This window comes from Pseudogracilibacillus auburnensis, assembly GCF_003201975.1.
Classification (GTDB): Bacteria; Bacillota; Bacilli; order Bacillales; family Amphibacillaceae; genus Pseudogracilibacillus; species Pseudogracilibacillus auburnensis.
This window is the reverse complement of the sequence record NZ_QJJQ01000023.1, coordinates 57,942-70,692: the sequence shown is the minus strand read 5'-3', so window position 1 is coordinate 70,692 and position 12,751 is coordinate 57,942. Positions and strand designations below refer to the sequence as shown.

The 12,751-nt window shown below is 34.6% G+C and carries 9 protein-coding genes and 1 other RNA gene; 9 read left to right on the top strand and 1 reads right to left on the bottom strand.

Translation table 11 applies throughout. The features are described 5' to 3' along the window. The first annotated feature begins 228 nt into the window (after window positions 1-228). The 8 genes from DFR56_RS21220 (at window position 229) to DFR56_RS21185 (ending at window position 9,155) form a co-directional block, all read left to right on the top strand. Window positions 229-429, top strand: coding sequence for a hypothetical protein (locus DFR56_RS21220; RefSeq protein ID WP_146214351.1), 201 nt, complete (start codon window positions 229-231; stop codon window positions 427-429). A 151-nt stretch (window positions 430-580) separates the two neighbouring features. Then, a complete protein-coding gene (secG, locus tag DFR56_RS21215) occupies window positions 581-811 on the top strand; it encodes a preprotein translocase subunit SecG (RefSeq protein WP_110397462.1) in 231 nt (76 codons plus the stop codon). A 91-nt stretch (window positions 812-902) separates the two neighbouring features. Continuing rightward, a complete protein-coding gene (locus DFR56_RS21210; protein WP_110397461.1) occupies window positions 903-1,649 on the top strand; it encodes an alpha/beta hydrolase in 747 nt (248 codons plus the stop codon). Window positions 1,650-1,697: 48 nt separating this feature from the next. Beyond that, window positions 1,698-3,824 (top strand): ribonuclease R, encoded by a 2,127-nt coding sequence (rnr, locus tag DFR56_RS21205; RefSeq protein ID WP_110397460.1) that lies wholly within the window; start codon window positions 1,698-1,700, stop codon window positions 3,822-3,824. Window positions 3,825-3,853: 29 nt separating this feature from the next. After that, complete coding sequence (gene smpB / locus DFR56_RS21200; protein ID WP_110397459.1) at window positions 3,854-4,318, top strand: SsrA-binding protein SmpB; 465 nt, start codon at window positions 3,854-3,856, stop codon at window positions 4,316-4,318. Window positions 4,319-4,533: 215 nt separating this feature from the next. Further along, window positions 4,534-4,867, top strand: a transfer-messenger RNA (tmRNA) gene (ssrA, locus tag DFR56_RS21195). Between the two features lie 1,091 nt (window positions 4,868-5,958). Next, on the top strand, window positions 5,959-7,671 hold the full coding sequence (locus tag DFR56_RS21190; protein WP_211320662.1) for a sensor domain-containing protein: 1,713 nt from the start codon (window positions 5,959-5,961) through the stop codon (window positions 7,669-7,671). A 1,088-nt stretch (window positions 7,672-8,759) separates the two neighbouring features. Further along, the gene (locus DFR56_RS21185) at window positions 8,760-9,155 is read left to right on the top strand and encodes a Cif family virulence factor (RefSeq protein ID WP_110397457.1); all 396 of its coding nucleotides are present in this window, start codon (window positions 8,760-8,762) and stop codon (window positions 9,153-9,155) included. Window positions 9,156-9,264: 109 nt separating this feature from the next. Here DFR56_RS21185 and DFR56_RS21180 read toward each other — a convergent pair whose 3' ends face one another. Continuing rightward, window positions 9,265-10,149 (bottom strand): LysR family transcriptional regulator, encoded by an 885-nt coding sequence (locus DFR56_RS21180; protein WP_110397456.1) that lies wholly within the window; start codon window positions 10,147-10,149, stop codon window positions 9,265-9,267. 156 nt (window positions 10,150-10,305) lie between these two features. Between DFR56_RS21180 and DFR56_RS21175 the strand changes: the two genes are divergently transcribed. Next, window positions 10,306-12,489 (top strand): malate synthase G, encoded by a 2,184-nt coding sequence (locus DFR56_RS21175; protein ID WP_110397455.1) that lies wholly within the window; start codon window positions 10,306-10,308, stop codon window positions 12,487-12,489. Window positions 12,490-12,751: the final 262 nt, after the last annotated feature.

Here is a 12,751-nt window from a genome sequence, read left to right as displayed (position 1 = left end):
CTGCGGAGATAGCTTGGTGTATAAGAGAAACCACTGTGGGTAGTGTATGCCACCACTCTCAAGTATGCTTTGTTCCCAAGAATCTCGTGACTTTAGTCATGAGAGGTTCAATTATGTGATAAAATGGCTATGAATTTTATTTACAATGTTCAGATCGAAAAAAATAAAAAGAAAATGAATCCCAAAGTAATCGCAAGCGTTAGTCTTTTCCTTTTTGGAGTTTACCAAGTGTTTACGGATGTAGGTCAAAAGTTTTTACAATTCATCGGAGCAATGATCGATTTTCTTCCGGTTTTTGCTATATTAATGTTTCTGCTACTATTATTTTTCGTTAAACCAATACAACGTTATTATTATTTACATAAGTATTCGGAACAATTTCGAGAAAAGTTCCAGTACGAAAAGAAAAAATGGCTTGGGCAATTATAACCTCATTATGTAGAAAAAAAATTAGAATAAAAAAGTCTCAAGCAATACATTATAAGTAGAAGCAACTACTTTGACTTGCCATCCAATAAATGTTTATGGTAAAGTATAAACTAGATATGTATTTGTTCGTTTTTAGAGAGGATGTTGTTTGATGGCTAACGTTATCAATATCATATTAGTAATTAATGCAATTATAATGATCGTATTTATCGTCTTACAATCGGGTAAAAGTGCTGGACTATCGGGAGCGATTTCTGGCGGGGCTGAACAACTTTTTGGAAAACAAAAAGCACGAGGACTTGATTTAGTTCTCCATCGCGGCACGGTAATCACTGCAACACTGTTTTTCGTTTTGGCATTTGTAAGTGCATATATTCTATAATGAAGCGACATCCCTTATTACAGTATTGTGATAAGGGTTTTTGCATTTTTACTGATAAAATTTCGTCAAAATTAGAAGGAGATCATTAGAAGTGAAAATAAAACAACCAGAACCATTTACATTTGAAGCAGGATCCAGGGCTGTATTACTACTCCATGGATTTACTGGACACTCTGCTGATGTACGCATGTTAGGTCGTTATTTACAGAAAAAAGGGTATACGAGCCATGCGCCCATTTATCGCGGACATGGTGTTTCACCAGAAGAATTAATAAAAACATCTCCTGATGACTGGTGGGAAGATGTTTTACAGGCATACCACCATGTAAAAGATTTAGGATATGATGAGATAGCGGTTGCCGGTTTATCGATGGGAGGAGCACTTGGATTAAAACTTGCGAATTGTGAAAAAGTAAAAGCAACTATTCCAATGTGTACGCCGATGTTTTTTGATAATAAAACACAACTCACGAAAGGCTTTCACTTTTTCGCAAAACAATATAAACAATTTGAGAAAAAAGATGCTACAATAATCGAACGAGAACTCAATCAATTAATGGAGCACTCCACGAACATGTTTAAACAAATTGGTGCATTTATTAAAGAGGTTCACGATATAGTTGATATGGTGTATACACCGACGATGGTCGTTCAAGCGAGAAAAGATGGCATGATCAATCCAGAAAGTGCAAATTATATATATGAAAATGTTGCGACAGATGACAAAATAATAAAGTGGTACGAGCATTCAGGGCATGTCATTACATTAGATAAAGAGAAAGATGTATTACATGAAGATATTTATACGTTTTTGGAATCACTAAATTGGGAACAATAATTAACTAGGAGCAATGATATATTCAATCAAGAGAGAGAAGGTGAAATGATGAGTGAACAATTACGAGAAAAAATGTTAACTTATTTTAAAGAAAGTGGGACAAAACCTCTATCCGTGAAAGAGCTAGAAGAAATATTTGAAATGGAACAAGTAGATGATTTTAAAAAATTAATTCGAACATTAAATGAACTAGAAAATAGTGGTGAGCTTATTCGGACGCGAAAGAACCGTTTCGGCTTACCTGAAAAAATGAATCTAATCCGTGGTAAAATTGAGATGAATAAAAAAGGGTTTGCTTTTTTAATTCCTGAAGATGAAAATGAACAAGATATATATATTCATTCATCTGATTTATTGTCTGCCATGAATAATGATATCGTTATCGTCAGGTTGGAGAAAAAAGGAGTTCGTGACAATCGTCCAGAAGGAGTTGTTATTCGAATTATTGAACGGGCAATTCATCAAGTTGTCGGCACATTTGAAGATAGCCGTGAATTTGGCTTTGTAATTCCAGATGATAGCCGCATTCCAAATGACATTTTTATTCATAAAAATGATATGAATGGAGCAGTGGCAGGACATAAAGTAATCGTCCAGTTAACGAAATATCCTGAGGGAAGAAAGAGTGCTGAAGGAGAAATTATTCAAATTTTAGGGCATAAAAATGACCCAGGTATCGATATTATTTCGATCATTTATAAACATGGAATAAAAATGGATTTTCCGTCTGAGGTGTTAGAACAAGCAGCATCAACGCCAGATGAAATTTCGGAAGCGGACTTAACAGGACGTCGTGACCTTCGTAATGAAACAATTGTTACGATTGATGGTGCAGATGCGAAAGATTTAGATGATGCGGTACGAGTAGAAAGATTAGAAAATGGGAATTTCTTATTAGGTGTTTATATTGCTGATGTGACGCACTATGTAACAGAAAAGTCACCAATCGATAAAGAGGCATATGAAAGAGGAACAAGTGTCTATTTAGTTGACCGAGTCATTCCGATGATTCCACATCGTTTGTCAAATGGGATTTGCTCGTTAAATCGGGGTGAGGACAGGCTTACAATCGGTTGTGAAATGGAAATAAATCGTAATGGTGAAGTGGTTAGTCATGAAATTTTCCAAGCAGTAATCCGCACAACAGAAAGAATGACTTACAGTGATGTGAATAAAATATTAGTCGAAAAAGAGGAAGAATTGCGGGTGAAATTCGAAGTCTTAGTTCCATGTTTTGAAAAAATGGCAGAGCTTGCACAAATTTTACGCCATAAACGAATGAAACGTGGTGCAATCGATTTTGATTTCAAAGAAGCGCAAGTACTAGTGGATGATGAAGGAAAAGCAATCGATGTCGTTATTCGTGAACGTTCCGTTGGCGAACGATTGATCGAAGAATTTATGCTTTGTGCAAATGAAACAGTTGCAGAACATTTTCATTGGTTAGATGTGCCATTTATTCACCGGATTCATGAATCACCAGATGAGGCGAAACTAGAACATTTCTTTGAGTTTTTAGCAGGTCTTGGATACGTCGTTAAAGGGACAGCCAATGATGTACATCCACTTGAACTACAAAAAGTGTTAGAACGTGTGAAAGGTAAAAAAGAAGAAATGGTTATTTCAAAATTAATGTTGCGATCGATGAAACAGGCTAAATATGATCCAGTTAGTATCGGTCATTTTGGACTATCAACACAGTTTTACACCCATTTTACCTCACCGATTCGTCGTTATCCCGATTTAATTGTTCATCGACTGATCCGAACATATTTATTACAAGGAAATATGACGGACAAAACATTGAAAAAGTGGAAAAAGCAATTACCTGAAATCGCGAAACATACATCAGAAATGGAACGTGCTGCAGTTGATACAGAACGAGAAGTCGATGATTTGAAAAAAGCAGAATATATGTTAGATAAAATTGATGAAGAATTTACTGGGATTATTAGCTCCGTTACTAGTTTTGGCTTATTTGTAGAACTTGAAAACACAGTGGAGGGGTTAGTCCATGTTAGCTATATGATCGATGACTATTATCATTACTCTGATCGACATCATGCCTTAATAGGAGAAATGACTGGAAAAGTGTATCGAATTGGTGAAGAAGTCAAGGTAAAAGTAATAAATGTGAATATGGATGAACATGCGGTAGATTTTATCCTAGTATAAATAGATAGAGAAGGACAGGGGGAAAAGAGATGTCTAAAAAGCACGAAAAGCCGATCGCGCAAAATCGGAAAGCGTCTCATGATTATTTTATTGAAGAAACATATGAGGCTGGGATCGTATTAAAAGGAACGGAAATTAAATCAATTCGTGCAGGACGAGTGAGTTTAAAAGATGCCCACGTACGTATCATCAATGGGGAAGCACAAATCATTAATATGCATATTGCAACATATGAACAAGGGAACCGTTTTAACCATGAACCGACAAGATCACGTAAACTTTTATTACATCGCAATGAAATCGATAAATTATTCGGTTTAATCCAGCAAAAAGGGTATGCAATTGTACCTTTAAGATTATATATTAAAAATGGATTTGCGAAGATTTTGATCGGACTTGGAAAAGGAAAAAAACAATACGATAAGCGAGAGGATTTAAAACAAAAGCAAATGAAACGGGATATCGATCGCGCGATGAAGGAAATGGATCGATAGTGATCGTAGGGTTGAAGGAAATTTGCAAGGAATGTTTTTCCGTTAATATTGAAGTTTTTAGGGGAAAATCTTTTAAATATCTATCTCCCAATATACATTTTTGTAAATTTAATCCATGCACTTGCAATTGTTTGCAGCTATGTTATAATAAATAATGCACTCAAGAAAGAGTGTTAAGCTCAAATTACCGAGCAGTCCTTTATTTACGGGGACGTTTCGGATTCGACAGGGGTAGGTTGAGCTTAAGTCGCACGTCGAGGTTACGGCTCGTAAAACGTTAAACGCCTATAACTGGCAAAGAAGAAAATTACTCTTTAGCAGCTGCATAAGCTTGTTAAAGGACTCTAACCGTTATCTCCCGTGTAACGGGTAAAGAGTCTCAACTTTAGCGGGATAAACGTTCATCCTCCGTCTGCGGATAGAGCGTTGAAACCAATCAGACTAGCTACTCGGAAGCCTGTTGGTAGGCTGAAAAGTTAGCGAATGATAATATACCAACTAAGCGTGTAGAAGCTTAAGTGGCAATATCCTTGGACGTGGGTTCGATTAGTAAATAGTCGCCTTTTGTAGTAATACAAAAGTGAAAATTCGGCTTTATCGGTGAAACCTAAGTTGTTCTTAAAGTACGGTTTCTAAAAGGAAAATAATCCTTTTGATACGTCCTTAAACAATAAGGCAATACCGAGTGGTATGTGGAGTAATCCAACAGCCATGTATCGACTTATAGGCTACCGCTCAATTGAATGGGTAGTACTAGGATACAAAATACTATTCTTAGAAAACTTGGTTTATCGCCAATCCTTTTGGCAAGAACTAGTTGCATTTATGCAGTAAAAAGAATTACTCACTTATCTGCTAAAATAGAATAAAATTATATTTTGTATAAGACGCCGAAGAGCCTATTATACATGTAGGTTCAAGATATAGTCAGTGCCATGACGAAAGCATGGAATAACATGTCCCACCGTCTCCATCAATTATTAAAATTGATGGTTTTTTATTTTGTCAAAGTTAAAAAATTTTTTTTCAAAAGCGTACGTCATTTTTAACATTTCTTCATTATACTTACCATTCCTAGGTGTGACATTGTCCTAATTGTCTAGGATCCATTTCGCACGTTTTCTTTTTTCGTTAACTCCTAAAAAGTCAGAAGTTTCATTTAGAACATTAATAACTTCTATTTAAAGTAAAGTGTATATGAATCTTTATGTTTTTGGATTGTAATTTTTCTTTAGATAAATATCTCCACCAGCTATTTTTTGTATGAAAATAAGCATTTCTATATCATTTGAGGATATTGATATACAAGGTCTACGATTTTTTTTTATGCATTCTTGTCCATGTTATCGATCTTCACCATCAATTATTCTAGCAATATATGCCGCTTCCCATTTTTCCAACTATATATTCACTCCCTAAGTATTATTCTATTTATTAGATATTCATTTTTGTTGTTTTCTGTAACTTCGCTTATTTAGGAAAAGTATAAATGAAACCATAGGGTTGTCAAATAGTATCTACCAAAATCATCCTCATTTGTTTTGACTATTCATCATTTTTGTGGTAAAAAAAGTAATAGGTATATAGATTCAATTTTGATGTTTGATTTTTTGGTTTTAACTGCTGAAGAGGGTGCTGAAATGACCATGGTAAATTTAGAAGTGTTTCAATTTCCATCGAATAACTTAAATAAGCAGTTAGCGAATGTTGCTATGAATTATGTGAACGAAGCAATTATGATTACAAATAAGCACAATCAAATTATGTATGTCAATAATAAATTTGAACAAATTACCGGTTATACATTCAGAGAAGTTCGAGGAAAAACGCCAAAGACATTACAATCTGGAATACAAGGGTTATCCTTTTATGAAAAAATGAAAAGAATCGTTAAAAATACCGGAAAATGGCAAGGTGAAATATGGAATAGGACAAAAAACGGCGAAATATATTTACAATCTTTATCGATTATTGCAGTAAAAAATACGTTTGATCAAATTGAGCATTTTATCGGTATCTTTTCAGACTTATTTCATAATAAATCAATTGAAAATGAATATTTGCATCAAACACATTATTTTGATCGATTAACAACATTACCGAACCGGGCACTTTTTGAAAAGCGAGTTGTATCATCGCTTAAATTATCCGAACAAACAAATGAAAATTTTGCCATTATATTTTTTCAATTAGATAACTTTACTAGTGTGAATGAAAAATACGGCTATATTTATGGGGATATTCTACTCAAACGAATTGCGTTAAGATTAAATAGTCATTTACCTGAACATAGTATGGTAACAAGATGGAATGGAACAGAATTTACTAGTATTATTGAAAGTATTAGCAATGAAGAGGAAGTAATTCATCATATCAACCAACTACAACGGCAGATCTCTACTCCTGTTCTTGTGAATGGAATAGAAGTTTGTTTGCAAGCAAATTTTGGTATCTGTATGTATAGAAAAGATGGAAAAACAGTTTCTGACCTGTTATCGAAAGCTAATACTGCACTGGAAATTGCCAGAAGGGAAAAAAAGCCGTATCTATTTTATCATCCAAAAATGGGGAAACCAAATAATTTTTTTATTATGGAATTGGAATTGAAAAAAGCAATTAAGGAAGAGCAATTTGAATTATATTATCAACCATTAATTTCTGTCTCGTCAAGTAAGTTAGTTGGATTTGAAGCTTTAATTAGATGGAATCATCCAACAGAAGGATTAATTTCACCAGTAAAATTTATCCCGCTTGCGGAACAAACAGGATTAATTCAAGATATTGGGAATATCGTTTTTAAAAAGGCTTGTATGCAATTGCGTAAATGGAAAGACAAAGGATTTAATAATATTAATATAAGCGTCAATATTTCAATGAATCAATTTAGAAATCAACTATTAGTGGAAAATATTAGAGAAATTTTACAGGAAACGAATGTGAATCCATATGATATTGGTATTGAATTAACGGAAAGTTCTCTCATCGATAATATGGAAGAAACGACATTAAAGCTTCATGAACTGAAAAACCTAGGGCTTTCAATTGCGATTGATGATTTTGGAACAGGTTATTCGTCTTTAGGTTATTTGATTGACTTTCCTATTCAGCGAATTAAAATTGACCGTACATTTACGAAAGTCATTGGAAAAAACGAAAAAATTAAAGCGATTGTGTCTGCAATAAACACGATGGCAGAAACGATGGATATCGAAGTTGTTGCGGAAGGAATCGAAACAGAAGAGCAATTTTATCTCATGCAGAAATTAAATTGCAATGTTGTACAAGGGTTCCTCTTTGATAAACCGCTACCGATAGAAGAAGTAGAAAGAAAATGGCTTATTTTTAGAGAGTAAATAAAAGTCAACTATGTCAAATACCAAATAGTAAGAACACATAATCAGTACATCATTATTTATATTAGTGATGTACTTTTCTCTTTATTTACTTAACTTTCGCAGGGTGAAATGGACAAAAAGTCTTTATAGAATGAAGTGGGGTGAAGATACAGTGCTCAAGTTGACCTCGGACTAAATTTTTGCTCCAAGCGGTTTGTATTCATTTAAACTCATCGCCCTTCGTTAACTTTGATGCTATTATCACACATTTGAATTAAACTGCGCAACAACAGTTTGCTCCACCGCTACGGAAATACACTCCGCAATCATGTCCGCTCGGAATGAAAGAAAACCAACTAAAACCGTCCTTTGTGGCCAACGTCGGTATATCCCTTGTCGGGGGGCGGATCTTTTCTCAGCCTATCTTGTAGCTCAAGTTTGGGAAGCACATATAGCTTTTCGCTTTTTGGAGCACGATTAGGAGGTAATTATCGTCATTTCCGGGAACAATCCCACAAATTGGACATCACACGGATTACTAGCACTTAATCACGAAGAATCGCCACATACCCGCTAAGATGCGCCACATAATTGCGGAGATACGCCACATACCCGCTAAGATGCGCCATATAATTGAGGAGAATCGCCACATAATCGCGAAGAACCGCCACATAATCGGGGGAGAGGACGCAGCATTTTCGAAAACGTCCATGTTTATCTCGTCATTTATAAAGGCATAGTGTATTTCCAAAGCGGTCGACAAAAATGATCACGCAGTTTAGATCTAATATATAAAAACAACAAATCTATTTGGTAGGAGAAGTAATCGCATTCCCTATCTTTTGGAAAACAGTTTATTACCCCAAGATTGTCAAGGGGCTTAATTGAAAGCATCTCAAGCTTAACCAAGCGAACAGTTTGAACTCATTTTTTTGGTATGAACGTTGACTAATTTAAATGAAATGATATCCGTAGTTCGCCACCAATAAAATGAATAAATATATATTTACAACCGTGATGATCTGAATTATAATGAAGTGAATATTCAGATAAAAAGTATTGGGTCAAACTTTAACTTTAGTATTAGTTATTGAAAGGTGGATTTCATGAGCATAGAAGCAGAAGTGTCAAAACGAGTTTATCAAATGCGTAAACTACATGAAGAATTTTCAAATGGTAGATTTGAAGAGATGAATGATTTATATTCAGATGATTTTAAAGGATGGTTATATATCCCATCGAAAAGTAAAGTTGAATTATATAATGCAGAACAAATAAAACAAGGAAATAAAGAAGCTGCAAAGAGTTATCAAGGCAAAGAAATTAAATTTATTTATTCTGGATTGAAAATTATCCCACAGTCGGACGTGCAGGCAGCTGTTTCGTATGAAATTATTCATCAATACAAAGAAAAAATAGTAAGAGCGTTATCATTAGAGGTTTGGCGAAAAGAGTTAGATGGTAATTGGAGAATGATTCGGTGGTATGAAGAAAAAGGTTAAGCAAATAAAAATCTGGTCCAAGAAAAGATAGTTGGAAATGATAATGATAGATGACGATCCAACGTTACCTATCATTAACATCAGAATATAATTTAAAATGGTCATTATTTTATAATGAAAAAGTTTTTGCAACGGCAATAAATTCACGGACAGCATAAGGTAAGTAATTATCCTTTTTCCAAATCATTCCCAGCTCTAAATGTAATAAAGGATCAGAAAATGGAATAGATAGTATCCGCTCATTTTTAATATTTTCACATATTTTACTCGGTAAAAGTGCGACCCCTAGTTTTGCCTCTACCATTTCAATGATAAAATCCTTTTGTGAACTTTCACAAACAATATTTGGAAAGAATCCGTGTGAGGAACATACTTCTAAAATACTATCATATAACGAAAAATCATTCCGATACATGACGAAAGCTTCTTTTTCAATTTGTGTAAAATCAACATGTTGCTCTATGTGTAAATGATGATCAGCATGAATGACTAGCATTAATGGATCATTTAAAATTTGAATTGTCTCCATCTCTTTTTTATGGAGTGGGTTGTTACAAACAAATCCTACATCCAAAGTACCGTCATTGATCCCATCCTTGATTTTTTTCGTACCGACCTCCATCAATGTAATATCGATAAAAGGATATACATCAATATAGTGACTAATTATTTTAGCACAAAATGCAGCTCCAATAATTGGCGGTATTCCAATTCTTATTTCTCCTTTTTTTAATTCCATCACGTCATTTAGTTCTGATCTTAAATGATTGTACGCATGTAAGACTTGTTTTGTATTTTGAAGTAATGCCTTTCCTGCATCAGTCAACTCGAGCTTTCGGAAAGAACGATAAAATAATGGAACACCAAGTTCCACTTCCATACTTTTAATCGTTTTACTTAATGAAGGTTGTGAAATATGAAGAGTAGAAGCTGCTTTTGTAAAATTTAAATGTTTAGCCACTTCTGAAAAATATTCCAAATGGCGAATATCCATCCCATTTCTTCCTTTCTTTCGTAGTTCTCTATCATTATACTAAACTATAACTAAAAGGAATAGTAGTCATTCGAAATATGTATTGTTATTTATCATCATACTGTTATATAATAGATGCTAACTTGGAGAATGAAAATATGACAGGAGGAATTGTGGATGTCAGGCTATGTAAACGTTGGTAGTATAAAGGTTGCGGAAGTTTTGTATAATTTTGTGAATCGAGAAGCACTTCCGGAAACAGGACTTGATGTAGAACAGTTTTGGCAAGGATTTGAAAAACTTGTTGTTGATTTTACACCGAGAAATAAAGAAATACTTAAAAAACGTCAGCATTTACAAGATCAAATTAATGAGTGGCATAAAGAGAACAAGGAATTTAATGCAGAGAAGTATAAAGCATTTTTGGAGGAAATTGGTTATTTAGAGCCAATTGTGGAAGATTTCAAGGTGAATTTAGAAAATATTGATGATGAAATTTCGCAAATTGCTGGTCCGCAACTGGTTGTACCGATTAATAATCCGCGTTATGCGATTAATGCAGCTAACTCAAGATGGGGATCTTTATATGACGCATTTTATGGAACGGATGTCATTAGTGAAGATAAAGGTGCAGAGAAGTCTGGTGGATATAATCCAGTTCGTGGAAATATCGTCATTGAAAAAAGTAGAGAATTTTTAGATGATGGCACACCACTAACATCTGGCTCACATAAAGATGCGAAAAAATATGCTGTTGCAAATGGGAAATTAGCTGTTACATTACAGAATGGGGAAACAGTTGGTTTAAAAGAAGAAGATAAGTTTGTTGGATATCAAGGAGATGAAGGTAAGCCGTCCTCCATTTTACTAAAAAATAATGGATTACACATTGATATTCAAATTAATGAAAATCACCCGATAGGAAAAACAGATGCAGCTGGTGTAAAAGATATTGTTTTAGAGTCTGCTATTACAACGATTATGGACTGTGAAGATTCAGTTGCAGCAGTTGACGCAGAAGATAAAACAGATGTCTATAGAAACTGGAAAGGCCTCATTCGCGGTGAAATTTCGACATCTTTTCAAAAAGGTGATCGAACGATTGAACGTACTTTTAATGAAGATCGTGTCTACCAAACAGCAGATGGCGGTGAAGTAACCTTAACGGGTCGTGTACTTATGCTCGTTCGAAATGTTGGTCACTTAATGACAAATAGTGCTGTCTTACTAGAAGATGGTACGGAGACATATGAAGGAATTTTAGACGGGGTGTTTACAAGTTTAATCGCTAAACACAATTTACTTGGAAAAGGGAAATATATTAATTCGAAAAAAGGGTCGGTCTATATCGTTAAACCGAAAATGCATGGTTCAGAGGAAGTTGCTTTTTCAAATGAACTTTTTGCTAGGATTGAAGATTTACTGGATTTGAACCGAAATACATTAAAAATGGGGATCATGGATGAAGAGCGCCGTACAAGTCTCAATTTGAAAAATTGTATTTATGCCGCTAAAGAAAGAGCGATCTTTATTAATACGGGATGGTTAGACCGAACAGGTGATGAAATCCATACATCGATGGAAATTGGGCCAATTGCACGAACAGCAGAAATGAGACCAATGGATTGGTTCCAATCATATGAGAAAAACAATGTACAAGAAGGACTTAGAGCGGGCTTCCAATATGAGGCACAAATTGGAAAAGGAATGTGGGCTAAACCTGATAATATGCTAGAAATGTTTACGGAGAAAATTGGTCATGTAGAAGCTGGAGCTAACACTGCTTGGGTACCTTCACCGACAGCGGCTACGTTACACGCGCTCCACTATCATGCGGTAGATGTTCGGGAAGTTCAAAATCAATTAGTTGAAAAAGGAACAGATACAGATTACCGTGATGATATATTGAAAATTCCTTTTGAGACAAATCCGGGATGGACGAAAGAAGAAATTAAGGAAGAAGTCGAAAATAATGCTCAAAAAATGTTAGGTTATGTAGTTCGTTGGGTGGAGCAAGGTGTAGGTTGTTCAAAAGTTCCTGACATTAATGATATCGGAATGATGGAAGATCGGGCAACATTACGTATTTCAAGTCAGCTTATTACGAATTGGTTACATCATGAAATTGTTAGTGAAGAAGAAGTGCTAGACATTTTAAAGCGTATGGCAGTCGTCGTTGATGAACAAAACGCTGGCGATGAATTGTATCGAGATATGGCTCCCAACTATGATGAGTCAGTAGCCTTTCAAGCGGCTTGTGATCTTGTCTTTAAAGGAACGAAGCAACCGAACGGTTACACGGAGCCAATTTTACACAGTCGTCGCTTAGAATTTAAGAAAAAAATTGGTGTCACAAATTAAATAATAAGAAAAAAACCAGCAGATCTTGCTGGTTTTTTCTGTTTTAATGAAATGATAACAGATTTGTATAGTAACAGATAAGATAAAACGATCATCTGTTATTGTACAGTGAGGATTTCGAATTTTAAAGTTCATAAAGAGTAGGAAACCCATATATGCCAAATGATTCAACTGTTATTAATCTTATATTAGTCTGTGAACAAAATGTAAAATCATAAAAAATTATTGATAAATTACAATAAAACACTTGCAATTATTTTAA